General features: G+C 73.5%; 25 protein-coding genes. 9 read left to right on the top strand and 16 right to left on the bottom strand.

Going from position 1 to position 25,354, the window contains the following annotated elements:
* The first annotated feature begins 226 nt into the window (after positions 1-226).
* Together SERN_RS15645 and SERN_RS01550 are read left to right on the top strand one after the other, a co-directional pair.
* Positions 227-388, top strand: a complete 162-nt coding sequence (locus tag SERN_RS15645) for a hypothetical protein (RefSeq protein ID WP_233251391.1) — start codon at positions 227-229, stop codon at positions 386-388.
* A 204-nt stretch (positions 389-592) separates the two neighbouring features.
* On the top strand, positions 593-2,410 hold the full coding sequence (locus tag SERN_RS01550) for a hypothetical protein (RefSeq protein WP_135848369.1): 1,818 nt from the start codon (positions 593-595) through the stop codon (positions 2,408-2,410).
* Between the two features lie 101 nt (positions 2,411-2,511).
* On the opposite strand, the gene SERN_RS01545 is transcribed toward SERN_RS01550, so the two are convergent.
* The 5 genes from SERN_RS01545 to SERN_RS01525 form a co-directional block, all read right to left on the bottom strand.
* A complete protein-coding gene (locus SERN_RS01545) occupies positions 2,512-3,684 on the bottom strand; it encodes an adenosine deaminase family protein (protein WP_233251390.1) in 1,173 nt (390 codons plus the stop codon).
* A gap of 50 nt (positions 3,685-3,734) precedes the next feature.
* The gene (locus tag SERN_RS01540; RefSeq protein WP_135848368.1) at positions 3,735-4,841 is read right to left on the bottom strand and encodes an extracellular solute-binding protein; all 1,107 of its coding nucleotides are present in this window, start codon (positions 4,839-4,841) and stop codon (positions 3,735-3,737) included.
* A gap of 92 nt (positions 4,842-4,933) precedes the next feature.
* Positions 4,934-5,926 carry an ABC transporter ATP-binding protein gene (locus SERN_RS01535; RefSeq protein ID WP_135848367.1) on the bottom strand — a complete coding sequence of 331 codons (993 nt, stop codon included), beginning with the start codon at positions 5,924-5,926 and terminating at the stop codon, positions 4,934-4,936.
* Positions 5,923-6,720 carry an ABC transporter permease gene (locus SERN_RS01530; protein WP_135848366.1) on the bottom strand — a complete coding sequence of 266 codons (798 nt, stop codon included), beginning with the start codon at positions 6,718-6,720 and terminating at the stop codon, positions 5,923-5,925. Before SERN_RS01530 ends, SERN_RS01535 begins: the two co-directional genes overlap by 4 nt.
* The gene (locus tag SERN_RS01525) at positions 6,717-7,538 is read right to left on the bottom strand and encodes an ABC transporter permease (protein WP_135848365.1); all 822 of its coding nucleotides are present in this window, start codon (positions 7,536-7,538) and stop codon (positions 6,717-6,719) included. Before SERN_RS01525 ends, SERN_RS01530 begins: the two co-directional genes overlap by 4 nt.
* Positions 7,539-7,734: 196 nt before the next feature.
* Between SERN_RS01525 and SERN_RS01520 the strand changes: the two genes are divergently transcribed.
* Positions 7,735-8,709 (top strand): LacI family DNA-binding transcriptional regulator, encoded by a 975-nt coding sequence (locus tag SERN_RS01520; RefSeq protein WP_135848364.1) that lies wholly within the window; start codon positions 7,735-7,737, stop codon positions 8,707-8,709.
* A 40-nt stretch (positions 8,710-8,749) separates the two neighbouring features.
* Here the strand turns inward: SERN_RS01520 and SERN_RS01515 are convergent, their stop codons facing one another.
* From SERN_RS01515 to SERN_RS01470, 10 genes are all read right to left on the bottom strand, one after another.
* Positions 8,750-9,202, bottom strand: a complete 453-nt coding sequence (locus SERN_RS01515) for a glycosyltransferase (protein ID WP_135848363.1) — start codon at positions 9,200-9,202, stop codon at positions 8,750-8,752.
* The gene (locus SERN_RS01510; RefSeq protein ID WP_233251388.1) at positions 9,199-9,666 is read right to left on the bottom strand and encodes a pilus assembly protein; all 468 of its coding nucleotides are present in this window, start codon (positions 9,664-9,666) and stop codon (positions 9,199-9,201) included. Before SERN_RS01510 ends, SERN_RS01515 begins: the two co-directional genes overlap by 4 nt.
* Before the next feature lie 29 nt (positions 9,667-9,695).
* Positions 9,696-10,031 (bottom strand): TadE/TadG family type IV pilus assembly protein, encoded by a 336-nt coding sequence (locus tag SERN_RS01505; protein WP_233251387.1) that lies wholly within the window; start codon positions 10,029-10,031, stop codon positions 9,696-9,698.
* A 65-nt stretch (positions 10,032-10,096) separates the two neighbouring features.
* Positions 10,097-10,342, bottom strand: coding sequence for a hypothetical protein (locus tag SERN_RS01500; RefSeq protein WP_233251386.1), 246 nt, complete (start codon positions 10,340-10,342; stop codon positions 10,097-10,099).
* Between the two features lie 100 nt (positions 10,343-10,442).
* On the bottom strand, positions 10,443-11,387 hold the full coding sequence (locus SERN_RS01495; RefSeq protein ID WP_135848362.1) for a type II secretion system F family protein: 945 nt from the start codon (positions 11,385-11,387) through the stop codon (positions 10,443-10,445).
* Positions 11,384-12,250 carry a type II secretion system F family protein gene (locus SERN_RS01490; protein WP_135848361.1) on the bottom strand — a complete coding sequence of 289 codons (867 nt, stop codon included), beginning with the start codon at positions 12,248-12,250 and terminating at the stop codon, positions 11,384-11,386. Before SERN_RS01490 ends, SERN_RS01495 begins: the two co-directional genes overlap by 4 nt.
* Positions 12,250-13,509, bottom strand: a complete 1,260-nt coding sequence (locus tag SERN_RS01485; protein ID WP_135848360.1) for a CpaF family protein — start codon at positions 13,507-13,509, stop codon at positions 12,250-12,252. The genes SERN_RS01490 and SERN_RS01485 overlap by 1 nt, the downstream gene beginning before the upstream one ends.
* A gap of 116 nt (positions 13,510-13,625) precedes the next feature.
* Positions 13,626-14,198 carry a hypothetical protein gene (locus tag SERN_RS01480; RefSeq protein WP_135848359.1) on the bottom strand — a complete coding sequence of 191 codons (573 nt, stop codon included), beginning with the start codon at positions 14,196-14,198 and terminating at the stop codon, positions 13,626-13,628.
* Positions 14,199-14,432: 234 nt separating this feature from the next.
* Entirely contained in the window at positions 14,433-15,302 is an 870-nt protein-coding gene (locus SERN_RS01475) for an oxygenase MpaB family protein (protein WP_233251385.1), read from the bottom strand.
* A 57-nt stretch (positions 15,303-15,359) separates the two neighbouring features.
* A complete protein-coding gene (locus SERN_RS01470; RefSeq protein WP_135848358.1) occupies positions 15,360-16,172 on the bottom strand; it encodes a hypothetical protein in 813 nt (270 codons plus the stop codon).
* Positions 16,173-16,283: 111 nt separating this feature from the next.
* On the opposite strand from SERN_RS01470, the gene SERN_RS01465 reads away from it, so the two are divergent.
* Positions 16,284-16,727, top strand: coding sequence for a hypothetical protein (locus SERN_RS01465; RefSeq protein WP_135848357.1), 444 nt, complete (start codon positions 16,284-16,286; stop codon positions 16,725-16,727).
* Positions 16,728-16,946: 219 nt separating this feature from the next.
* Positions 16,947-18,245 (top strand): multidrug effflux MFS transporter, encoded by a 1,299-nt coding sequence (locus tag SERN_RS01460; RefSeq protein ID WP_135848356.1) that lies wholly within the window; start codon positions 16,947-16,949, stop codon positions 18,243-18,245.
* A gap of 30 nt (positions 18,246-18,275) precedes the next feature.
* Here SERN_RS01460 and SERN_RS01455 read toward each other — a convergent pair whose 3' ends face one another.
* The gene (locus tag SERN_RS01455; RefSeq protein ID WP_135848355.1) at positions 18,276-19,637 is read right to left on the bottom strand and encodes an APC family permease; all 1,362 of its coding nucleotides are present in this window, start codon (positions 19,635-19,637) and stop codon (positions 18,276-18,278) included.
* 83 nt (positions 19,638-19,720) lie between these two features.
* Between SERN_RS01455 and SERN_RS01450 the strand changes: the two genes are divergently transcribed.
* The 4 genes from SERN_RS01450 to nadB all read left to right on the top strand — a co-directional run bounded on the left by SERN_RS01450 (position 19,721) and on the right by nadB (position 25,349).
* On the top strand, positions 19,721-21,556 hold the full coding sequence (locus SERN_RS01450; RefSeq protein WP_135848354.1) for a gamma-glutamyltransferase family protein: 1,836 nt from the start codon (positions 19,721-19,723) through the stop codon (positions 21,554-21,556).
* Between the two features lie 102 nt (positions 21,557-21,658).
* Positions 21,659-22,381 carry an NUDIX hydrolase gene (locus SERN_RS01445; protein WP_135848353.1) on the top strand — a complete coding sequence of 241 codons (723 nt, stop codon included), beginning with the start codon at positions 21,659-21,661 and terminating at the stop codon, positions 22,379-22,381.
* Positions 22,378-23,727, top strand: a complete 1,350-nt coding sequence (nadA, locus tag SERN_RS01440; RefSeq protein ID WP_135848352.1) for a quinolinate synthase NadA — start codon at positions 22,378-22,380, stop codon at positions 23,725-23,727. The genes SERN_RS01445 and nadA overlap by 4 nt, the downstream gene beginning before the upstream one ends.
* On the top strand, positions 23,724-25,349 hold the full coding sequence (gene nadB / locus SERN_RS01435; RefSeq protein ID WP_135848351.1) for an L-aspartate oxidase: 1,626 nt from the start codon (positions 23,724-23,726) through the stop codon (positions 25,347-25,349). Before nadA ends, nadB begins: the two co-directional genes overlap by 4 nt.
* The last annotated feature ends 5 nt before the right edge of the window (positions 25,350-25,354 follow it).

The raw sequence follows: 25,354 nt of genomic DNA, 5'->3' as shown, positions 1-25,354 counted from the left end.
CCCGTCCGGGGATCGTGGCCGACCACGGGGGCCCTGACGGTCTAAGTCACGGTCGTGGTCGCGCTCACGGCCGGAGCCTCGTCGTCGCTTCGAGCGGTGGCCCCCGGGGCGGTGGTCCCTGGGGCAGCGTCCGCCGGACGGTGGCGGCCGAGGCGGTGTCGGCAGGGGCGCCGGCACCCGACGCGACCGCGCGCTCGCGCTGGGGCGGTGCGCGTTCACGCTGCTGGTGACCTCGATCCGGTCGGCCGAGCGGAACGCGTTCGCGCTGGAGTCGCGCGGGCTCGGCTCGGCGCCGCGGACGGTGTGGCGGCCGGTGGCGCTGGGGTGGCGCGACGCGGGGCTGGTCGGGGCGGTGGCACTCGCGGTGGGGGGCCTCGTGCTTGTCTGACGCCGGTCACCGGTTCGGCCTTGACGCCTGGGAACCCCGGCGCCGAGGCCGAGATTCTCGTCCGGCACAGCTCCTTCGGCGTCAGCTCATCCGCGTAAGGTGGACGGCGCCCTGACCACCGGCCCGGCTGCGCCGAGGTCGGCGTACCGATCCCTGGAGCCTGACATGTCAGCTCGTTCGCCACGCCTTCTCGCTCTTGCCCTGGTGCCCGTTCTCGCGCTGGCGGCGTGCACGCCCAGCGACGGTCCGGACGCCGAGGAGGCGGCGACCGAGCCCGAAACTGCCACCCAGTCCGAAACGGCCACCGAGCCCGAGGTTCGCCAGGGCGAGGTGCACGAGCCTGCCGAGGCCTCGACGGTGCTGGGGGGGACGTCCCCGGCGGCGGTGGCGACCAGCACGAGCCAGAGCCTCTTCGCCTCGGCGCCCGTCGTCGTCCTCGCGGGGGAGGAGGACCTTGCCGGGCAGCTCCGTGGCGCCTCGGCCGCCGTCGCGCTCGGTGCGCCCCTCCTGCTCACGGGCGACGACGCAGGCCTCGCTGCGGAGATCGGACGCCTCGGGGCCGAGTGGGTGCTCGCCGTCGGGGCGGCCGAGCTGCCCGCTGGGGGCGCCGGGGTGGCACCAGACGACGGCGCGAGCGGCGCCGGTGAGGACGAGGACGAGGACGACGCCGCCGGATCGGCGTCGGGCGGGCCGGTGCTCGTCCGCGCCCCGCAGAGCGACGACGCGCTGGCCGAGATGCTCGGGATGAACGCCGGCGGGGTGACGTCGGCCGATACCGGGACCGAGATCACCCACGTCGCGGCGCTCGAGCCGGGGGCCTTCACCCCGCTCACCCCCGGCGCGGCCGCCGAGCCCGCGACGACCGGCGGCGAGGACACCGCGGCCGACGCCGCTGAGGCGGAGACTTCGACCGGTGGCACGACGGGGGCCGGGAGCGAGAGTGCGAGCCCGGACAGCGAGACGGGCACGCTGCCGCCGACCGAGCCGGCCGAGGCGCTCGCCGGCGTGGCCGTCCTGACGTCCGGCGAGGCAGCGCAGGTCGCCGCGGTCGCGACCGCGCGCTCGGCCGGTGCGCAGGTCGAGGTCGTTCCCGGCGGGGACCCTCGCGCGACCTCCGAGACGGTCCAGGCGATCGCGGCCCTCGAGGCCGAGCACGTCGTCGCGCTCGGGGACGCCTTCGGCGACGCCGAGGCCGTCGCCTGGCGCACGGCGACGGCCGCCACCGGCGTCGAGCTTCCCGGCGGTGGGCAGCTCGTGTTCCCGGGCAAGCGCTACGTGGCGCTGTACGGCACGCCGAGCACGACGGCGCTCGGCGTGCTGGGCGAGCAGGACGTGCCGGCCACGGTCCAGCGGGCCGCGGAGCACGCCGCGCCGTACGCGGAGCTCACGCAGGACACGGTCGTCCCCGCGATGGAGATCATCGCGACGGTCGCGGCCGGGCAGGCAGGTCCGGACGGCAACTACTCCAACGAGCTCGCGGTCGAGGACCTCCGGCCGCTCGTCGAGGCGGCGGGTGAGGCCGGGCAGTACGTCGTGCTCGACCTCCAGCCGGGCCGGGCGTCCTTCGTGGACCAGGCCGCGATCTACGCGGACCTCCTCGCGCTCCCGCACGTCGGGCTCGCACTCGACCCCGAGTGGAACCTCGGCCCGGACGAGGTTCACATGGTCAAGATCGGGTCGGCGACCTCGGAGGAGGTCAACGAGGTGGTCGACTGGCTCGCGGACTTCACCCGCGAGCGCAACCTGCCGCAGAAGATGCTCGTCCTCCACCAGTTCCAGGTCCGGATGATCCAGGAGGTCTCCGAGGTGGACCTGTCCCGCTCCGAGCTCGCCGTCCTCGTCCACGCGGACGGGCAGGGCGGGCAGCCCGCGAAGCAGGGAACGTGGGCGACGCTCCACGCCAACGCCCCGGACATCGAGTGGTGGGGCTGGAAGAACTTCTACGACGAGGACCTGCCCATGCTCACCCCCGAGCAGACGATGCGGGTCGAGCCCATGCCCCACTTCATCAGCTACCAGTAGCCGGCCAGGTGTCCTCGGCCATCAGGTTGACGACAGTGGAGACGAGGCGGCGGACCTCTGCGGCGAGAGCGGCGGCAGGGTGGGGCGCGGAGGTGGAGGCGTCAGGGAGCATCCGTCGGGAGCGGGATCACCGCGGCGTCGCGCCCCGCACGGAACGCCTCGACGTCCGCCCGGAACGCCTCGTGCGCGGCGGCCTTCCTCTCCGCAGGCAGCCATGAGGCCTCGATGCTCGCCACGGCCATGTCCGCCAGCTGCGACCGCGTCGCGCCGATCTGCTCGGACATGATCCGGTACTCGCTCGCGAGCGAGGTCGGGAACATGCCGGGGTCGTCGGAGCACGGGACGACGTTCAGGCCCGCCTGCAGCATCGCCTCGATCGAGGCGCGCCGCCACGGCCGCCAGGACCGGCGCGACGTCGTCGAGGCGACCGTGAACGCCACCTGCTGCTCGCGCAGACGCTCCACGACGGCGTCGTCCTCGAGCACGTAGTACCCGTGGTCGATGCGGTCGCAGCCCAGCAGGTCCAGGCACGTGATCGTGTTGACGGCCGTGGGCGCGTGCTCGGAGGCGTGCGCCGTCCGGCCGAGCCCGGCCTCACCGGCGAGCCGGTAGGCGTCCGCGAAGCGCTCCGGCGGTCCGGCGGTCTCGAGGTTGTCCAGGCCGATGCCGGCGACGACGGCGTGCGGGTTGTCCACCACGCGCCGCACCACCGCCAGCGCCTCCTCGCCGCTCCGGCTGCGGTCGATGCCCTGGATCATCAGGCCGGTCATGCCGAAGTCCCGCTCGGCCAGACGGATGCCCTCCGCGTACGCCTCGACGGCGCCGCGGTAGCCGAGGCCCTCCAGGTGGGGCGGGAGCGCGTCGAAGAACAGCTCGAGGTGACGGGTCCCGCTCGTGCGGTGCGCGTCCTCGAACGCCTCGTAGACGATCCGGGTGAGGTCGTCGGCGTCGCGCAGCACCTCCACCACCCAGGCCGAGACCTGGAACAGCGAGTAGGAGATCGCCGGCTCGCCCGCCGAACGTCCCTGCGGCACCGGGATCCGGGTGCCCTCGTAGAGGGAGGGGTCCGGGGGCAGGGAGTTGATGTCGGCGAAGATCCGCTCCGGATCGTCGGGCAGCGCCAGCCGCTGGCGTCGCGCCAGCTCGGCGAACGTGGAGGCTCGCACGGTGCCGATGAGGTGGCAGTGCAGGTCGGCCTTCGGCAGCCGCCGCAGGTCGTCGGGGTGGAGCATCTCGGTGGACTCGATCTCGGTGGACTGAATCTGGGTTGTCATGTCGCCGTTCGTGCGTGGGGGGACGGGGGTGCCGCGCGGAGGCGCCGGCGTCAGCGCGAGGAGACCTCGCGCGCGAAGCGCTCGAGCCACGCGGCGCGGTTCGGCGTCGTCTCGGCGGGGTCGAGCGTGGCGTAGCCGGCGGCGATCGGGTCGGTCGCGATGTCGCCGACGACGTCGGTGATCTCCGACGGGATCTCGGCCGCCAGGTTCACCGGCAGGTCACCGACGATCTCGGCCGACGCCGTCTGCGCCTCGACGCTCAGCAGGTAGTCGATGAAGGCCTGCGCGGCCGGGGCGTTCGGGGCGCCGGCGGGGATCATGGCGCGGTTGGTGGCCATGTACCGGCCCTCGGCCGGGGCGGTCCAGGCGACGGGCTCGCCCGAGGCGACCAGCGTCGTCGCGAATCCGCTGAGGGAGTCGGCCGCGACGATCTCGCCCTGCGTCAGCAGGTTCGTGACCTCGGTGGAGGAGGAGTAGAACTGCAGGATCCCGGGGGCCCAGCCGCCGATGACCTCGTAGGCCGTGTCGATGTCGTAGGGACCGTCGCCGTAGGACTCGGCCACGCCGGAGACGGCGAGCTGGCCCGCGGTCACGGAGAAGTCGGGGAAGGCGAGGCGGCCGGAGAGGTTCGCGTCCTCGAAGAGCGACCAGTCGGCCGCCTCCTCCGCCGTCACCTCGTCGGTGTTGTAGAGGATCCCGTTGAGCTGGTAGCTGTACGCGGGCCCGTCGAAGCCCTCCTCGACGGCGAAGTCGGCGATCTCCTCGAGGTTCGGGACCTCGGCGGCGCCGAAGGACTGGAACAGGTCCTTCTCCTGGCCGGCGGCGGCGAAGGAGTCGGAGATGAGCATGACGTCGACGCCGGAGCGGTCGCCCGCGAGCTCGAGCTGGGACAGGCGGTCGGCGTTGGAGCCGGTCTCGACCTCGACCGTGATGCCGGTGGCCTCGGTGAAGGGGTCGATGACCGCCTCCTGGAACTGCTCGACGCCGAACGGGAAGGTGCTGACGACGATCGAGCCGCCGGGCTCGCCGTCCTCGCCGGTGCTCGCGGACTCGTCGGCGTCGCCGCCGGAGCAGGCGGCCACGAGGGCGGTCGCGGCGAGGACGGCGGCGGCCGTGGCGAGGCGGCGCTGGGCGGGGCGGGCGGTGGAGCGGGTCATGGCGGGTCCTCTTTCGGGCGGTGGCGGGGCGGGCGAAGGAGTGGTGCGGGCGAGGGAGAAGGTGCGGGAGGAGGGCGGAGGGACGCGGGTGGTCAGCCGGCGAGCGTGACGACGTGCGCCTGGTCGGCGCTCAGCAGGATCCGGTCGCCCGGGCGGGCGGTGACGGCGCCGTCGCGAACGTCGGCCGTCAGGCGCACGGTCCGCCCGAGGCCGTCGTCGGCGTCGACCGTGACGAGGCGGTCCACACCGCGGAAGGCGACGTCGACGACGACGCCCTCGAGCGTGAGCCCCGCCGTCGTCGGCTCGGAGACGACGTTGAGGTGCTCGGGCCGCACGGTGCGCAGCGTGCCGTCGGCGCTCGTGACGAAGTTCTCGTAGCCGAGGAACTCGGCGACCAGGCGGTTGGCGGGGGCGGGGAAGACGTCGACCGGGGCGCCCTGCTGCAGGATGCGACCCTCGCGCATGACGACCATCTGGTCGGACAGCTCCAGGGCCTCGTCCTGGTCGTGCGTGACCAGCACGACGGTCAGGCCGGTCTCCGCCTGGATGCGGCGCAGCTCGGCGCGCATGTGGACGCGCAGGCGGGCGTCGAGGTTGGACAGCGGCTCGTCCAGCAGCAGCAGCTTCGGGCGGATGGCGATGGCCCGCGCCAGGGCGACACGCTGCTGCTGGCCGCCCGAGAGCTTCCTGGGGCGGCTGGCGGCCAGGTGCCCGAGCCCGACGAGGTCGAGGGTCTCCGCGACCACGCGCTTGCGCTCGGCGGCGGGCATCTTCCGCAGCTTGAGCCCGTACCCGACGTTCTCGGCCACCGTGAGGTGGGGGAAGAGCGCGTAGGACTGGAAGACCATGCCGAGGCCGCGGCGCTCGGGCGGGGTGCGGGTGCTGTCGACGCCGTCGATGAGGATGCGGCCCGACGTCGGGGTGCTGTAGCCCGCGAGCATGCGCAGCGACGTCGTCTTGCCGCAGCCGCTCGGGCCGAGCAGCGTGGTCAGCTGACCGGCGGGGATGGTCAGGTCGATCGCGTCGACGGCGGTGAAGTCGCCGAAGCGCTGGGTCACCTGCTGGAACTCGGCTGCGACGGTCATCGGTTGATCCCTCCGAAGATGCGGGCGAAGCCGACCGTGCGCTCGGCGACGACGGCGACGAGCACGGTGCCCGCGAGGATGATGGTGCTGGTGGCGGCGACCATGGGGTCGTAGCTCTGCTGGACGTAGTCGAGCATCGTGACGGGCAGGGTCCGGAAGTCGCGGCTCTGCAGGAGCAGCGACAGCGGGACGTTGTTGAACGAGGTCACGAAGCTCAGGAGCGCGGCCGAGAAGATTCCCGGGCGCAGGAGCGGCAGCGTCACGGTGAAGAACGCGCGCAGCGGCGAGGCGCCGAGGCCGCGGGCGGCCTCCTCCACGAACGGGTCGGCCAGGGCGAGCGAGGCGCCGGTGACGCGCACGGCGTAGGGCAGCATCAGCACGGTGTGGCCGATGAGGAGCACCGTGAAGTTGTCCAGGCGCAGACCGATCATCAGCTGCTGGAACAGCGCGAGGCCCACGACGAGCTCGGGCACGATCAGCGGCGAGAGGAACAGTCCCTCGACCAGGCCCTTGCCCGGCAGGCGCCCGCGGTGGATGGCGAGCGTCGCGGGGATGCCCAGGAGCAGCGCCAGCACCGTGGCGAGCGCGGCCAGCTGGAGGCTGGAGACCATCGCGGTGATGAACGGCGTGTGGTGCACGGCCGCGTCGAACCAGCGCAGCGACAGTCCCTCGGGCGGGAACCGCAGCGTGCTGCCGCCCGTGAAGGAGGTCGCCACCACGAACAGGATCGGAACGATCATGATGACGTAGCCGGCGACGGCGAGCGTCGCGGCCACGGGCCGCCTCGTGCTCATGAGGTCCGCCCCCGTCGTGCGGCGAGCGAGGACAGCCCCGAGACCACGAAGACCAGGACGGTCATGATCAGCGCCGTGGCGCTCGCGGCGGCCCAGTCGATGCTGACGCTGGAGTAGGAGAACAGCTGCGTGGACAGCATGCGTTGGCTGGAGCCGCCCAGGAGGTACGGCGTCGTGTAGGCCGTGGCGCTGCCGGCGAAGACCAGGGTCGCGGCCACGACGATGCCCGGCGCCGAGAGCGGCGCGACGATGCCCCAGAACGTGCGGGTGCGGGACGCGCCGAGGCCGCGTGCGGCGTCGTCCAGCCCGGGATCCACCTGGGCGACGGCGGAGTAGCAGGAGATGATCGCCAGCGGCAGGAACAGCTGGGTCAGGCCGAGCACGATCGCGAGCTCGGTGTACAGGAGCTGCGGCGCCTGGTCCACGAGCCCGAGGGCGAGCAGCAGCTGACCGATCGCACCGTTGGATCCCAGGACCACGAGCCAGCCGAAGGTCCGCACCACGTTGCTCAGCAGCAGCGGGAAGATCGCCAGGGCCAGCAGCACGCCGGACCACCGTGACGTCGAGCGCGCGAGCAGGTAGGCGATCGGGAAGCCGAGCACGAGGCAGATCAGGGTGACGATCAGGCCGAGCCGGACGGTCCGCCAGATGATCGCGAGGTCGTAGGGGTCGGTGAGCATCTGGCCGAGGCGCGCGAGGATGTCCGCCGGGCTGACGCCGGGGGGAGCCAGCAGCATCGCCGCCGACGGCACGAGGAAGCCGGCGAGGAGTAGGGCGAGCCCTGGCAGGACCAGCAGTCCGGTGCGTCGTGAGATCACGGCGGCCTCCGTCCGAGTCGGGTGTGAGGTGGAACCGGTTGTGCAAGCGGTTGCATCAACGGTAGCGGCTGGGGTGTCACAGGGGTACCCGTCGTGTGAACAGGGCGTAAAACCCTGCGGCGACTGACCTGCAACCGGTTGTGCTGCGCCCTAGGGTGGGGGCAGGTGTTCGGGTGACGGTGGGGGAGACGAGCTGGTGACGACGCTGGCCGATGTGGCGAGACGAGCAGGGGTGTCGAAGGCGACGGCGTCGCGCGCGCTGAGCCGGGCGGAGCTGGTCGCCCCGGCGACCGCCACGCGGGTGCGCGCCGCGGCCGAGGAGCTGGGTTTCGTCCGCAACCGCGCCGCGAGCCATCTGGCCCGGGGGCGCACGGGCATCGTGGCGCTCGTGGTCCCCACGCTCGAGAACACGTTCTTCACGCCGATCATCGCGGGGGCGCAGGCGCGTGCCGAGGCCGCGGACCTGCAGCTCACCGTGGCCGTGCACCCGATAGCGGCCGAGGCGGAGCTCGCTGGCCTGACGCGGCTCGCGACGCAGGTGGACGGTCTCGTGCTGGTGGCGCCCCGCGGACCCGACGCGCTCGTGCGCACGGTCGGTGACCTGGTGCCCACGGTGCTGGTGGACCGGGAGATCGCCGGGATGGAGTCGATCGTGGCGGACACCGCGACGGCGTTCGGCGCGCTCGCCGACCACCTCGTCACCGCCGGGCACCGGTCGGTCGTCTACCTCGGCGGCCCGGACGGCTCCTGGCAGGACGGTCAGCGGGCCGCGGCCATCGCGGCGGCGACCGAGGGGCGCGCCGAGCTGCACCGCCTCGGTCCCTTCCCCGCGACGTTCGCCGCCGGCACCGGCGCCGTGGACGACGTGCTCGCGAGCGGTGCGACGGCGGCGATCCCGTACGCGACGTCGGTCGGCCTCGGCCTGGTGTTCGCGCTCCGCGCGCGTGGCGTGGCCTCGCCGGGGGAGGTGCTCGTCAGCGCCGAGCGGCTCGTGGCCGACGCGATCGGGACCGGTGACGTGCCGGCGATCGACGTCGACGGCGAGGAGGTCGGCCGCGAGGCGATGGCGGCGCTGGTCGAGGCGATGGCAGGCAGGGCAGAGCCGGGCTCGGAGGCGCGGCAGCGGCGGCTGCGGGTGTCGCTGTACTGGCCGGCGCCGGCGACGGCCTAGGGCTGGACTCGGACCGCTCCGGTGGGGGACCCCTCCGATCTCAGGACGCCCGGGCCGACGAGGTCACGGTCATCGCGATGCCGTCGCTCCACGGGGCCAGCACCCACGGCAGGAACGCGGGTCGCGAGGTGGCGGTGAGCGTGACCTGGGCGGTGGTGCCGCCGTCGGGGGTCCCGGTGGGGTCGACGATCTGCAGGTCGGGGGCGTCGGTGAGGGACGCGGGTGCCGCCAGGAGGAAGTCGCGGGCGCTGGTGCGGACGGACTGGTCGGTGACGGCGAGCTCGCCGCCGGCGAAGTAGGTCTCCTCGTCCACCTGGCTGGCGGCGTAGGCGGCGGTGGAGTCGGCGAGCGAGAGCAGGGCCTTGCGGTCGAGGTAGACGGCGCTGGCGGTGGCCACGACGAGCACGAGCGCCACGGCGACGGCGAGTGCCCCGAGGGTGAGGACGAGGATGCGGCCGCTCTCGGCGTCCGGCCCCTCGCGCCCCCGCCTCACGACCGCTCCCGATAGCTGTCGACGACCGTGACGGCGTCGGCCTCGATCGGCACGGTCACGGAGCCGCCGGGCCAGAACGGCAGCGGGACCCTGGCGCTGATCGTCACCGATGCGGTGGCCCCCGGTGCGTCGCACGACGGCGAGCACGTGACCGTGAGGACGTCCGCGCCGTCGACCTCGATGCCGTGGTCGGCGAAGGCGAGCTCGACCCCGACGGCGGCGAGCTCGATCGCGGTCCCGGGGTCGGAGGAGGTGGCGACGAGGCGCCCGGTGTCGCGAGCCGCCCCCTGCGCGGCGAACGCCGCTCCCTGCAGCTGGGCCAGCGTGAGCACGAGGTAGACCAGCGGCACCACCAGGACGACCGTGCCGCCGAGGAACTCGACGACCGCGCTGCCGCGCTCGCCGTCGCCCGCCGCGGCACACCCCCGCGGGCCGTGCCTGAGCAGCGTCGCGGCCCGTCCCACACGCACACGCTTCCACGTGCGGACCGTTCTCACTGCTCCACCACCGCCCGGCCGGACACCGTCATCGTGCCGGTCGGTCCGATCGGTCCGAGCACCGGGATCGGGGCGGTCAGCTCCACGACCACGACGTCGTACCCGGCCTCGCGGTCGATCGAGGCGTTGGACGCATCGACGTAGGCGTCGCTGACCCCGGACGCAGCGACGAGCCGGGCCCGCTCCTCTCCGGAGGCGAGGTCGCCGTCGAGGAGGGCGGCGTAGCGCGCCCCCTCCGCGGCGGCGTCGATCAGGACCGTCCGCACCCAGAGCGCGTAGGCGAGCTGGACCACGCCGAGCACGAGGACCACCACGAGCGCGCCGACCAGCACGGTCTCGGCGACGGCGGAGCCCCGCTCGGGATCACCGTGCAGGAGCGGCCTCGGTCGCGCAGGCCTCAGGGGCCGCTGACGCGGTCGACGGCCTGCTGGAAGAGCTGGCGCAGCCAGTCGTCGGCGAGCACCCAGACGATGGCGACGAGGCCCGCCGTCATCAGCGTCACCATCACCCAGCCGGGGACGTCGCCGCGCTCGCCGTCGGCGATCCGCTGCCGTGCTCGACGGGCCAGCGCGCTCGACGCGGTCAGCACCGTCAGGAGCAGGCCGGTGGACGCGGCGGTCAACTTCTCGGGGAAGTGCCACATCGGGGTTCCTCTCGGGTGGCGGCGCTCAGGCCGACGGTGGTGGAGCGATGGGATGGATCGGGAGGAGCGTGTGTGCGGGTCGGCCGCGGCGTCGGGGACATCAGGGCGTCCCCAGATCGAGGACCGAGATGCCGGGGAACAGGGCGAACGCGACGGTCAGCGGCAGCAGCAGGAAGACGACCGGGGTCAGCATCGCGATCTCGCGTCGGCCGCCAGACTCCATCAGCTCGCGCTTGGCGGCGTCGCGCGCGTCGGCCGCCTGCGCCCTGAGCACGTCGGCCAGGGGGCTGCCGCGCTCGATGGCGATCGCGACGCCGTCGGCGAACCGCGAGACGACCGCGAGGTTGCTGCGCCGCCCGAGGGCGGTCAGGGCCTGCGCCACCGTGGCGCCCGCGCGCACGTCGGCCAGCGTGCGCTGCAGCTCGAACGCCATCGCGCCGTGCACCGTGCGCGCCACGCGGTCCAGCGCGGCGACGGGGGACTCACCCGCACCGACGGCCAGCGCCAGCAGCTCCGCGACGGTGGGGAACTCGGCCACGATGCGGCGCTCGCGGGAGCGGACCTGTCGCGTGAGGAACCAGTCGCGCAGCAGCGCGCCACCGACCCCGCCCAGCAGCACCAGCGCGGCCACGGGGAGCGGCTGCAGTCCGCGCGCGGCGGCCAGGGGCACGGCGAGGAGCAGCCCGAGCAGGAGACCGGCGGCGGCCCACAGCACCTGCTCGACCCTGAAGCCCTCGACACCGCCGCGCCCCGGGAGCAGCGCGAGTCGGGCGCGGATGCTGGCCGACGAGCTGCCGAGGTGCTCGAGCACGCGGGACAGGTCGGTGACGACCGGGGTGACCAGGGCACGGGCGAGGCTCGCGCCGGACCTCGACCCCGTGCGGGCGACATCCACCGTGGCGAGCAGGGACGACGTCGCCGGACGTGAACCGACGTAGGGCGCCACCCGGTCGACCAGGGTCGGACGCGAGGCGCGCCAGGCGCTGACCACGAGCAGGATCCCGGCCGCCAGACCGGCACCGACGAGTGCGCCGACGGGGTTCACCGCGTGCTCCGCAGCACGCGAGGGTCCTCGGGCAGCCGCCCGATCCGGAGCATGATCGCGTACGCGAGCGCCGAGACCACCGCCCCACCCGCGAGCAGCCCGACACCCGCGGGCGTGTCGAACGCGCTCGCTGACGAGCCCCGCCCGCTCATCATGGCCAGCACGAGCCAGGGCGCGGCGACGGCGAGCCTGGCACCGTTGACCGTCCACGACTGGCGAGCCTCGAGCTCGCCCCGCGTGCGCTGGTCGGTCCGCAGGAACTCCGACAGGGTGCGGAGCATGCGGCCCAGGTCGGTGCCGCCCACCTCGGTCGCCACCCGGAGCGTCACCGCCAGCCGGTCGGCGACAGGGTCGGCCAGCCGCTCCTGCCACACGGCCAGGGCATCGAGGAAGCGACCCGAGGCTCGGTACTCGGAGGCGAAGACGGCCATGTCGGCGCGCAGATCCTCCGGACCGCGGTGCGCCATCGCCATCATCGCCTCCGGGAGGGTCAGCCCGGCGCGAACGGCCGAGGTGAGGTCGTCCACGACGTCGGGCCAGAGCTGGCTCAGCTCGACACGTCGTCGTCGCGCGCGGGAGCGCACGTAGCCGAGCGGCAGCACCGCGACGATGGCCGCGAAGGCGATCGAGACGCTCACCGCGCTGCCGGTGCCGAGCGCGACGAACGCCACGACCAGCCCGAGTCCGACCGAGACTCCGGCGAATGCGGGGAGCGTCACCGCATGCATGCCGGCCTGCGCAGCGAGGTCGGTCCACGCCGTGCGCACGCGGTTCGGTGCCGCCAGGGTCGGCACGTCGTGCCAGGTGGCCGACCACATCAGCAGCAGACCGACGCCGAGCAGGAGCCCGACGGTCGCACCCATCAGGCGGCCCACCCGTCGTCGGCGTCGTCGCTCAGCAGGTCGGCGAGATCGTAGCCCGCGCGCTCGAACCGCTCCTCGCCCCCGGGGTAGCCGTTGCCCCGGGTGAGGCGGCCGGGCCGGTCGGTGCCGGATCGGTGGAACAGGTCGGAGGTCTCCACCACGCCGTTCTCGCTGCGTCCGGTCACGGCGACGATCTCCCGCACGCTGCGCAGACCCGAGCCGTCGAGCTCGACGTGCACGACGACGTCGATCGCGGTCGCGACCGTCGGGACCACGAACGTGCTGGACACGTTCGACCCGGCGAGGAGGGGCAGGAGGCAGAGCTTGTGGACCGCCTCGCGCGCGCTGTTCGCGTGGACCGTTCCCATGCCGGGCAGTCCAGCGTTGAGCGCGATCAGCAGGTCGAGCGACTCAGCCTCGCGCACCTCACCGATGACCAGCCGGTCGGGGCGCATCCGCAGAGCCTCCTTCACGAGCCTCCGGAGGTTGATCTCGCCGGTGCCCTCGAGGTTCGGCTGGCGGCACTGCATCCCCACGTGGTCTCGCACCCCGGGCTGCAGCTCGAAGACCTCCTCGCACGTCACCAGGCGCTGCGAGCTCGGGATCGACCCGCACAGGGCACCGAGCATCGTCGTCTTGCCGGCCTGGGTGCCGCCGCTGACGATGACGTTCAGCCCGACGGCGACCGCCGCGTCCAGGAAGTCGGCGGCGCGTCTCGGAAGGCTTCCGAGCGCGACGAGGTCGTCGAGGTGCTGGGCGCGCGCGGTGTACTTGCGGATGTTCACGGCGAGGTGGGTGCGGGTGACGTCGGGAATGACCACGTGGACGCGCTCACCCGTCGCGAGGGTCGCGTCGACGAACGGCGTGCTCAGGTCGAGTCGGCGCCCCGAGGGTCGCAGCATGCGCTCGGTGAGATCACGAACCTCGTCGGTGGTGAGCATCAGCGTCGTCAGCTCGGACAGGCCGCGCCGGGCCACGAACACGCGGCCGGGGGCGTTGATCCAGATCTCCTCGATCTCGGGGTCGTCGAGGAAGGCCTGCAGCGGCCCGAGCCCGGCGACGGCGTCGACCATCGCCTTGGCTGCCAGCGGCACGTCGTCGAGCGCCGGGACCAGGCTGCGCAGGGCGCGCTCCTCGTAGTCCGTGATCGCCTCGGCGACGAGGGATCGAAATGCGGACTCCTCCCGGGTGGGGTCGAGGGCGCGACGCCGGACGAGCTCGCGCACCTCTGCCTCGAGACGTACCAGTGAATCGACCATGACCACCCTCCGGGGTTGCGACAGTAGGGGAGGGGTGGGGGACGTGGCTAGCCACTCTTCGAAATTGTGGACAACTCTGTGTGACGGTTCGGCCCCGTCCGATCAGGGACCTCTCGTCAGCCGAATGCGCCGGCCAGGGCGGCGATGCCCAGCCCCAGGGCCGGGCCCACCACCGCGAAGATCGCCACGCCGAGCCCGAGCTTCGACACCCCGTTCATCGTCTTGCGCAGTCCGAGGCGCGTGGCCGCCTGCTCGATGAGGGCGTTGCCCTCGCCCGAGCTGAAGGTGTAGTCGACGACGACACCGGGCCGCAGGTCGTCGTCGAACGCGAACTCCTTGCGGAACGAGAACTCCCGGATCGTGCCCGTCGCGTACGACATGCCACCGCGGATCACCGGACGCGGCATCCCGCCGGAGACGTCGAGGCCCGCCTGCCACGCCAGGGTCTTGCGGGTGTCGCGCACGGAGTAGGACCGACCGTCGTCGCTGACCTTCACCAGGTGCGTGAAGACGTACCGCAGACCCTTGCGCTGGAACAGCGTCCACCACTGCGCGTCGACCACGTCGATGTGCACGGTGAAGGCGTCGTCGGTCTCGTCCACCACGGTGTACGGCCGGCCCTGCGTGAGCTGCCGGACCTCCTGCGCGAGAGCGGCGGCGGGGCGGGCGGCTGGCGGGGGCGTCGTCATGCGCCCACCGTAGGCAGCGCCGCCCGCGCGCGGTGAGGTGGAGGTCTCAGTCGTCCTCAGCGGGCACCTCGGCGACGGGCGGCCTCCACGTCATCGGTGTCGGGGGAGGGCGCGCCTTCCCAGGTGCTGCGCGGGGACGAGCCGCGTCACGCGTGCGGCGTCGATCGAGGTCGTGCAGACGGTGCCGGGGACGCGCCGCGCGTGGACCAGGTGATTCGCCGCCCGCGACGACCGTCAGGCGCGGCCGCGGGTCCCGACGCCGGCGAGACCCCAGCGGATGGTGGCCGTGGCCAGCGCGCCGCCCGCCCGACGCAGGCGGTCGCCGCGCGGGCCGCCCAGGCGCAGCTCGGCGCGCGTCCAGTCGGGCATGAGACCGATGGCGCCGGCGGCGATCAACCGGTACGGCTGCCGCGACGTCCACGCGAGCGGCGGTTCGCGCAGCAGGAAGTGCGCCGTGTCGACGGCGGCCTCGCTCGCCGTCAGCTCCGGGCGGTAGGACGCGAGGGACTCGGCGAGCTCCGCCGTCGTCGTCGGGACGTCGGTGGCCCCCAGCGACCGGGCGACGCGCGAGGTCTGGGCCACGTAGGTGTCGGCCTCGGCGTCGGTCAGCGGGCGAGCCCCGTGGAGCTGGTGCGCACGGAGGAAGGAGTCGATCTCGGCGATGTGGACCCAGGTGAGCAGGTGCGGGTCGGAGGCGCGGTAGGGCCGGCCGTCGGGTGCCTTCCCGCGCACGCGCTCGTGCACGGCGCGGATGCGATCGATCATCGCCTGGGCGTCGTCGGCCGTGCCGAAGGTCGTGACCGCGAGGAACGTGGAGGTGCGCTCGAGGCGCCCCCACGGGTCGCCGCGGTAGCCGGAGTGACCCGCCACGCCCGCCATCGCGAGCGGGTGGAGCGACTGCAGGAGGAGAGCGCGCAGGCCGCCGACGAACATCGAGGCATCGCCGTGCACGCGCTGGATCGGGCTGTCGGCCTCGAACCAGCGGGGACCGGGGGTGTCGTGGATGCGACTGCGCGCGTCGTAGCCGTTCGTGCCCGCCACCTTGGTGAAGAGGGCGTGACCGATCTGTTCCCGTGCTCGCGCCACCGGCGTCGTGATGCCCACGTCTCCATGGAAGCACGCCCGGGCGGCCGGGGCACGGTTCGAACGCACCGGACCCCGTCAGCGAGCGGCGACCCGCGGGTCGAGCCGCAGCGTGCCGTCCGAGCGCCGGTGCTGGACGAGCGCCAGGACCGAGGCGAGGGCGAGGCCGACGGCGGCCATCTCCAGCACCTCCTCGACCATGGTCCCGTAGAGGTAGGCGTTCGTGACGATGCCGTCGTTGCGCTCCAGGATGCTGCCGTTAACGGTCTCCACCCCGACGGCGCCGAGGACGAAGAGCGTCCCGGCGACCACGATCCCGAGCCTGCTCGCGGCGGGCAACGACAGCACGGCGCGCAGCAGCACCGCCGCCACCACCACGGCGATGGGCAGCCCGACGAGCACCCACGTGAACCAGAGGTCGAACGGCAGGGCGGTGGCCAGGCTCTGCGCCGGACCGTCGAGACGCTCGTGCAGCTCGAGGTACTCGTCGGCGGAGGCGAGCGTCGCCACGACGGCGATGAACCACCACGACCGCGGCCGCTGCGGTCGCGCCAGCGCGATCGCGATCGACGCGACGGCCAGGAGGAGCCACAACCCGGCGGAGTACCAGGTGGCCACGTTGTGCTCGCGGCCGACGTCGAAGTGCCAGAAGACGGTGTGGATGTCGTCGAAGTACTGGGCCGGCGCATTCTGCAGCAGGGTGAGGGTCGCGAGGGCGATGAGCGTGATGAGCAGCCCGATGCCGGCGGTCACGGCCGCCATCCGGCGCAGCGGCAGCGAGCGGTAGCCCCGGTCGGTGTCCGCGGGGTCAGACGTGTCCGCGGCGTCCGCGGCGCCGGCGGCGGCTCCGGGGTGCTGGTGGTTCGTGGGAGCGTCGATGCCGTCTGTCACCCCGACACGGTAGTGGCGGTGCATGAGACCAACATGAGAGAGGCTGGACGAGCTCGTCCAGCCCCACCTGGTAGAAGTGGGGGACCAGTCCGCTCGTCCCCGGAGGCACCGTTGCGTTCCCGCCGTCTGCTCGTCCTCGCCCTGCTGCTGCCGCTCGCCGCGTGCACGAGCGAGCCAGCGCCGGACTCGACCGAGACCGCGCCCAGCCCCACCGCCGTCGAGACGACGCCGGTGGAGATCCCCGGACCGCGCGACCTCGAGGTGACGCGCGTGATGATCCAGGACGGTGAGGTCGCCCAGGGGCAGGCGGAGATGCTGCCGGCGCAGTCGCGCTTCCACGTGGACGCCGCGTGCCTGGCGGGCGACCCGACGGCGCTCGCCGCCGTCTCCGTGCTGATCGACGGCGCGTCCTCGACCGCCAAGGAGATGGCGTGCGACGGCACGCCCGTCTCGATCCAGATGCTCGGCAAGCCGCAGGACGCGACCGTGCAGCTCTCGCTCTCCGTGCCCGAGGGCGACGACGTCACGGCCTACGCCGTCGGCACCGCGGAGTAGGTCCAGGACCTGAGGATCGGCCTGATCTGACCCGCACCGTGCCGTCGGATGGCGGCTGGTTGACCGAGGCTTGAACAGCCCAAGAACGTTGCAGTCCCGCGCTTCGAAACGATTCGACAAGACCCGGGTGAGGGGCGCAGACTGGGGTGCCACCGACAGCGCCCACGCGTCGGCACGGCGAGCCCCGACGACACCTCGCGCCCCGAAACTGAGCCAGCCATGACCCAAGCGCCCGCCCGCCCCTCGCTCTCCGCCGCCCCCTCCGTTCCCGGCAACGCCGGCCCGTCCGTCGACGGCGTCGCGACCGGTCGCCCGCCCCGCCCCCGCCCGGCCCTCGTCGGCCTGCTCGGGGCGATGTCCGCCGTCTTCGCCATCACGGTCGACATGTATCTTCCCTCCCTGCCGCAGGTGGCGGAGGAGATGGAGGTCAACGCCGCGACGGCGCAGCTGACGATCTCGTTCATGATGTTCGGCGCGGCGTTCGGCCAGCTCGTCGTCGGACCGTGGTCCGACCGCGTCGGCCGCCGCAAGCCCGTCATCATCGGTGCCGCGTTGCACATCGTCGCCTGCCTCCTGGTGCTGTTCGGCTCCGGGATCGCGGTGTTCCTCGGCCTCCGGCTGATGCAGGGCGTCGGCGCCGCAGCCCTGGGCGTCTGCGCCCAGGCGTTCATCCGCGACCGCTACAACGGTCCCGTCGCCGCCGCGACCCTCTCGCGCCTCATGCTCGTCATCGGCGTCGCGCCCCTGTTCGCGCCGACCGCCGGCGAGTTCATCGCCCACCACTGGGGCTGGCGCGCGGTCTTCGGCGTCCTGGCGGCGTGCGGTCTGCTCGTCATGCTCGCGGTGTGGAAGTTCCTGCCGGAGTCGCACCCGCCCGAGCGGCGCGCCGTCGGCGGCGTCTCGACGGCGCTGCGCAGCTACCGCGTGCTCGTGGCCGACCGGCGGTTCCTCGCGTTCGCGGTGCTGCCCGGGCTCATCAGCGGTGCGCTGATGGCCTACGTCTCCGGCTCACCGTTCGTGCTGCAGGGCCAGTTCGGTCTCACCGGCGCGCAGTTCTCGCTGTTCTTCGCCGTGGCGGGCGTGCTCATGGTCGGCATGGCGCAGATCAACGCCTCGCTCGTGCACCGGTACTCGCCGATCCGGATCATCAGGGTCGCGCTCCCGGCCCAGATCCTCGTGGTGCTCGTGCTGCTGGGGATCTCGCTCGCGGGCTTCGGCGGCGTGTTCGGGTTCCTGATCCCGCTCGCGATCGCCGTGTCGTTCCAGAACTTCGTGCCCCCGAACGCCACCGCGATCGCCCTCGGTCGCCACGGCGAGCGGGCCGGTGCCGCCGCCGCGGTCTGCGGATCGCTCGGCGCCCTCCTGCCCGCCGCGATCAGCCCGCTGGTGGGCGTGTTCGGCGGCACCGCGGTGTCCATGGCCGCGGTGATGCTGGGATCGCTGCTCCTCGCGCTCGCCGTCGTCGCCTTCGCCACCCCGGCCTTCCGCCGCGGCGGGTACGAGGCCGGACGGGACTGACGCCGTCGCGATCGACCCCACTGCCGTTCGTCAGCTGGAGCTGACCTCGCGGCGGCGCGCGTACCGCGCCGCCAGGTACAGCAGCGAGCCGATCACGGCGTAGCCGAGCGCCCCGAGCCAGACCACGCCGCTCTGCTGGAACAGCAGCACGATGCTCGTGATGATCGCGAGCACCGGCACGACGCGCGGGATCGAGAAGTGCTCGTGCTCGACCTTGTCCTTCTTCAGCACGAGCACGCTGACGTTCGCGGAGATGAAGACCAGCAGCAGGAGCAGCACCGTCGTCTCGGCGAGCGTGCCGACGTTGCCCAGGAACGACAGCCCGATCGTCGCGGCACCGACCACGATGATCGAGACCCACGGCGTGCCGCGCTTCGGGAGCACGCGACCGAACGCGCGGGGGAGCAGGCCCGCCTCGGCGAGACCGAAGCCCACGCGGCTGGCCATCACCATGAACAGCAGGCCACCGTTGGCGATCGCCACCAGGGCGATGAGGCTGAACAGCCAGGTCGGGACGCCGATGCCGGTGGCCTGGACGACGTCGAGCAGCGGGCCGCTCGAGCTCGCGAGCTCGTCGGCCGGCAGCACGATGGCGGCGCCGACGGCGATCCCGAGGTACACGACGGCCGCCGTGATGAGCGCGCCGAACAGCGCCCGCGGGTAGACCTTGCTCGGGTTGCGGACCTCCTCGGCCATGTTGGCCGCGGCCTCGAAGCCGAGGAAGGAGAAGAACGCCACGACGGACGCCGCGAACGCGCCCTGCACCGGCGGCACGCCCTCGGCGAAGGTCACCAGGCGCGAGGCGTCGCCGCCCCCGCCGAAGAAGAACATCGACGCGACCGTGATCACGATGACCAGACCGCTGACCTCGATGACCGAGGCCACCAGGTTCGCGGTCAGCGACTCCTTCACGCCGCGCAGGTTCACGAGCGTCAGCACCACGATGAAGACGACGGCGACGATCTGCGGGTTCACGTCCACCAGGGCGGTGAAGTAGTCGCCCGAGAACGCGTTGGCGAGGGCGGCCGCCGTCGTGATCCCCGAGGAGAGCATGAGGAAGCCGACGATGAAGGCGACGTACGGCTTGCCGAACGCGCGCTCGGCGAAGCGGGCGGCGCCGCCCGCGTGCGGGTACTTCGTGATCAGCTCGGCGTAGGTGCCGGCGGTCAGGAGCGCGACCACCAGCGCGATCAGGAGCGGCAGCCAGATGACGCCGCCGACGTCCGTGGCCATGGTCCCGACCAGCGTGTAGATGCCTGCCCCGAGGGTGTCGCCGACGATGAAGGCGAACAGCAGGGGCCCCGTGATCACCTTCTTGAGGCCGCCGCTCGATCGAGCCGCGCCGTCGCCCGTCGTCGTGGTGGTGCCGGATCCAGCGCTGGGTTCGCTCATCGGGCCACCTCACTACGTCACCGCCGTCAGCGCAAGAACGGGCTTCCTCGTCCGCCCGCCTGCGGCGGGGCAGGATGGAACGCATGCTGATCGACGACGACACCACCACGCGCCCCGACCTGCTCGGCACCCACGGCATGGTCGCCTCGACCCACTGGCTCGCCTCGGCCTCCGGGATGGCGGTGCTCGAGGCGGGCGGGAACGCGTTCGACGCCGCCGTCGCCGCGGGCCTCGTGCTGCACGTCGTCGAGCCGCACCTCAACGGGCTGGGCGGCGACATGCCGGTGATCGTGCACGAGGCGGCGACGGGCACCACGCGCGTCGTCAGCGGTCAGGGTGTCGCACCGCAGGCGGCCACGACGGCGGCCTACCGCGACCTCGGGGTCGACGCGATCCCCGGCACGGGGCACCTCGCCGCCGTCGTGCCCGGGACGTTCGGCGCCTGGATGCACCTGCTCGGCCGCTACGGCACGAAGCCGCTGGAGGAGCTGGTGGGCTACGCCGTCGGCTACGCGCGGCACGGCCATCCGACGCTCCCGCGCGTGACGAGCACGATCGAGGCGGTCGCGCACGTGTTCCGCGACCACTGGACCGCCTCGGCCGGGGTCTACCTCGCGGGCGGTGCGGCCCCCGCGCCCGGGTCGCGCCTGCGCAACCCCGACCTCGCCGACACCCTCGACCGTCTCGGTCGCGAGGCCGCGGCGGCCGGGTCCGACGTCGCAGCCCAGGCCGAGGCCGCCCGCGCCGCCTACTACGAGGGCTTCGTCGCCGAGGCCGTGGACGCCTTCGCGCGCACGCCGCAGTGGGACGGCGTCGGACCGGACGCCGCCGACGCGACGCACCGCTCGTTCCTGACCGGCGCCGATCTCGCGGCCTGGCGCGCGACCGAGGAGGCGGCGGCCTCGCTGACGTTCGGCGGCGTCGAGGTGCTCAAGCCCGGGCTGTGGAGCCAGGGCCCCGTGCTGCTGCAGCAGCTCGCGATCCTGCAGGCGGCGGGCGTGGGTGACCTCGCTGCCGACGACCCGCGCTGGATCCACCTCGCGATCGAGGCGAGCAAGCTCGCGATGGCCGACCGCGAGGCCTTCTACGGCGACTCGCTCGCGCCGGGCGACCCGCGCGCCGTGACCGTGGCCGACCTCCTCGACCCCGCCTACGTGCGCTCGCGCGCCGCGATCGTCGGCGACCGTGCCCTCGACGGCTTGCGGCCCGGCTCGCCGCGCGGCGTCGAGCCGCGGCTGCCGGCGCACGTGCGTCGCGCGATGGGGGGCGACGGCGGAGCCTGGCCCCGCGGGCTGGGTGAGGTTCGCCCCGGCGAGGGCGAGCCGACCGTGGCGCGCGGTGACACGTGCCACCTCGACGTCGTGGATCGGTGGGGCAACGTGGTCTCGGCGACGCCGTCGGGCGGCTGGCTGCAGAGCTCGCCGGTGATCCCCGGGCTCGGGTTCTCGCTGCCCACGCGCGGGCAGATGTTCTGGCTGGAGGAGGGCCACCCGGCGTCGCTGCGCCCGGGCGTCCGCCCGCGCACCACGCTCAGCCCCGGCCTGCTGCGCGGCCCGGACGGACGCGTGACGGCGTTCGGCACGCCCGGCGGCGACCAGCAGGACCAGTGGACCGTGCCGTTCCTCGTGCGCCACCTCCTGCACGGCGCGTCGCTGCAGGCCGCGATCGACGCCCCGAGCTGGCACAGCACGCACGCGCCGAGCTCGTTCTCCCCGCGTGGGGCCGAGCCGATGGGCGTGGTCGCGGAGTCGCGCCTGGGGGAGCGGGCGCTGGCCGACCTGCGCAAGCGCGGGCACCTGGTGGAGGAGTCGGGCCCCTGGTCGCTGGGGCGGATCTCGGCGGCGGGCGTGCGCGCCGACGGCCTCCTCGAGGCGGCGGCGAACCCGCGCGGGATGCAGGGCTACGCCGTCGGGCGCTGACGCCCCGCGACACGCAGACACCCCTTCAGGTTGCCTCGACCATAAGCCCGGGTCTACTCTCGACCCAGGACTTAACGTCGATGCGACCAGAAGGGGTGGACGATGGCTCTCCAGCTCGCCGTCTCCAGCGTGATCCTCGCGCTGCGCCCCTCTCCTGACGACGACGGCGACGACGGCGGTGGCGTCCTCGGCCTCTGGATCCCGCTCGTCCGCCGCATCCGCGAGCCGTACGAGGGTCGGTGGGCGCTGCCCGGCGGCCCGCTGGGGGAGGGCTGCGGCCTCGAGCAGGCGGCGCGCAACGCCCTGACGACCTCCACCGGTCTCGACCCCGCCTACCTCGAGCAGCTCTACGCGTTCGGAGGCCTGGACCGCTCGCGCGACCGCGAGAACGAGGGCCCCGACCCCGACCGCGTCGTCTCGATCGTCTACTGGGCGCTCGTGCGCGCCGAGGAGGACCAGGCCGCGGTGCGTGCGCACAACGTCGAGTGGTTCCCCGTCGACGCGCTGCCCGACCTCGCGTTCGACCACATCCAGGTCATCGACTACGCCCTGGCGCGGCTGCGGGCCAAGATCCTCTACTCACCGATCGCCCACGCGTTCCTCCCCACCGAGTTCACGCTCGCGGAGCTGCGCGCGGTCCACGAGGCGGTGCTCGGGCGCGAGCTCGACCCCGCCAACTTCCGCCGACAGACGCTCGCCTCCGGCGGCGTCGAGCCGACCGGACGCCGGCTCGAGGGCACCAACCACCGCCCGCCGAGCCTGTACCGCTACCGCGCCGAGAGCGTGGCCACCAGCCCCACCCCACCCCCCAGGAGCGCGTCATGACCTCCGTCGCCGAACGCATCGCCAGCTCGGCCACCGCGAGCACGGCCCACAGCCTCGCCACCACCACCTGCGACACGGACCTCGCCGAGCCCACGTGGGTCTTCGACGCGCTCCCGACCTACGGCCCCGGCGCCTCCGTGGCCGACCCGATCCCGGCCGAGACGCCCAACGCCACGCGCCGCCCCGGTCAGCTGCCGCTCGCCTACCAGAAGATGAGCGAGGAGGAGCTGCACGCGCGCATCGTCGCGGCCAAGGAGGCGATGGGCGACCGCCTCGTCATCCTCGGCCACTACTACCAGCGCGACGAGATCGTCGCGTACGCGGACTTCGTGGGCGACTCCTTCCAGCTCGCCAACGCCGCCCTGACCAGGCCCGACGCCGAGGCGATCGTGTTCTGCGGCGTCCACTTCATGGCCGAGACGGCCGACATCCTGGCCCGCGAGGACCAGCACGTGATCCTGCCGAACCTGGCGGCCGGCTGCTCGATGGCGGACATGGCCGACGAGGAGTCGGTCGAGGCCGCGTGGGAGGAGCTCGCCGAGGTCTACGGCTTCGACCCCGCGCAGGAGATCGACGCCGGGTGGTTCGAGCGCAACCCCGGGGTGAAGCTGCCCGTGATCCCCGTGACGTACATGAACTCCAACGCCGCGCTGAAGGCGTTCTGCGGCCGCCACGGCGGCATCGTGTGCACGTCCTCCAACGCGCGCACGGTGCTGGAGTGGGCGTTCGAGCGCGGCGAGCGCGTCCTGTTCTTCCCCGACCAGCACCTCGGTCGCAACACCGCCAAGGCGATGGGCGTCCCGCTGACGCAGATGCCGATGTGGAACCCGCGCAAGGACCTCGGCGGCAACACCGAGGCCGATCTGGACGCCGCGCGCGTCATCCTGTGGCACGGCTTCTGCTCGGTCCACAAGCGCTTCACGACGGCGCAGATCGACGCCGCCCGCGCGGCCCACCCCGACGTCCAGGTCGTCGTGCACCCCGAGTGCCCGATGCCCGTGGTCGACGCCGCGGACGCGGCCGGCTCGACCGAGCTGATCCGCCGCTTCGTCGCCGACGCCGCCCCCGGCTCGACCATCGCGATCGGCACCGAGGTCAACATGGTCAACCGCCTGGCGGCGCAGCACCCGGACAAGACGATCTTCTGCCTCGACCCCGTCATCTGCCCCTGCTCGACCATGTACCGCATCCACCCGGGCTACCTCGCCTGGACGCTGGACGGCCTGGTGCAGGGGGAGTGGCGCAACGAGATCCACGTCGACCCCGACGTCGCCACCCACGCCCGCATCGCCCTGGAGCGCATGCTCGCCGCCGCTCCCCAGCCGCTCACCGGAGGTGCACGATGAAGCTCGTCGTCGTCGGATCGGGTCTCGCCGGTCTTCTCGTCGCCATCGAGGCGAGCGAGAGCATCGCCGACGCCGAGGTCACGCTCGTCACCAAGGGCTCGCTGCTGGAGTCCAACACGGCCTGGGCGCAGGGCGGCGTCGCCGTCGTCGGCCCGCAGCCGGACACCGTGGTCTCCCACGTGACCGACACCCGCCGCGCCGGGGCCGGACTCTCCGACCCGGCCGCCGCCATGGCGCTGGCGGCCGACGGTCCGACGGCCATCGACCGGCTGCTGGAGCTCGGCGTCACGTTCGACCGCGAGGGCGGCGTGCTGTGCCGCGCGCTCGAGGCGGCGCACAGCCACCCGCGCGTGCTGCGGGCGGGCGGTGACGCCACCGGCGCCGAGATCGTCCGGGCGCTCGTCGTCGCGCTGAACGACCGCGCGGTCACGGTGCTCGAGCACACGCACGCGATCGACGTGGAGCTGCGCGATCGCGCGGGCGCCGCGTCGGAGGTGGCGGGCCTCCTCGTCCGCACGCCGGCCGGCGACGTCGAGCGCCTCGACGCCGACGCCGTCGTCCTCGCGACCGGCGGCGCGGGCCAGCTGTACGCCACCACGACCAACCCGGCCGTGGCGACGGCCGACGGCGTCGCGATCGCCCTGCGCGCGGGCGCCGAGGTCGCCGACCTCGAGATGGTCCAGTTCCACCCGACCGTGCTGGCGGGCGAGCACCCGTTCCTGGTGTCCGAGGCCGTGCGCGGCGAGGGTGCCGTCCTCCTGGACGACGCCGGCCGCCGCTTCATGGTCGACGTCCACCCGGACGCCGAGCTCGCGCCGCGCGACGTCGTCGCCCGCGCCATCGCCGGGCAGGAGGCCCGCCAGGGCTCGCCCGTGATGCTGGACGCGACCCGGCTCGGCGCCGCGGCGATCGCGCAGCGGTTCCCGACCATCGTCGCCGCGTGCGCCGAGCGCGGTCTCGACATCACCACGCAGCCGGTCCCCGTGACCCCCGCCGCGCACTACTGGATGGGCGGCGTGCGCACGGACCTCGCCGGCCGCACCAGCGTGCCGGGGCTCTGGGCCGCCGGCGAGGTGGCGTGCACCGGCGTGCACGGCGCGAACCGGCTCGCCTCGAACTCGCTGCTCGAGGCGGCCGTGTTCGCGCGCCGCACCGTCGTCGCGCTGGCCGAGGCCGCCGCGACCGGCCCGCGGGCCGCCGCGCCCAGCGGGGGCGCGTGGACCGCGGCGGCCCCGCTCGACCTCGAGGACGGACCCGGCGCCGCCGACTGGGACCGCGCGCAGCTGCAGGACCTCCTGTGGGAGTACGCGGGACTGACGCGTGACGCCGACGGGCTCGCGCGCGCCGCCCACGTCCTGGCGGGGTTCGCCACGCCGTCGCTCCTGCCCGACGCGATGTTCGGTCTCCAGGCGCGCGACGTGGAGGACGCCAACCTGCTGCTCGCCGCCCGTGCTCTCGTGGCGGCCGCGGCCGCCCGCGCCGACTCGCTGGGCGCGCACACGCGCCGCGACAGCCTTCCCGTCGGGGCCGACCTCGCCGCCGACACGCAGCACCACGTCCTGGTGGCGCCGCTGCGGTACGGGGTCGGGCTCGACTTCGGGTCGGACGCGGAGCTGGTGTGAGGAGC

The organism is Serinibacter arcticus (genome assembly GCF_004786095.1).
Classification (GTDB): Bacteria; Actinomycetota; Actinomycetes; order Actinomycetales; family Beutenbergiaceae; genus Litorihabitans; species Litorihabitans arcticus.
Note: the sequence above shows the minus strand (reverse complement) of the source record. Positions and strands in the feature narration are given on the sequence as shown.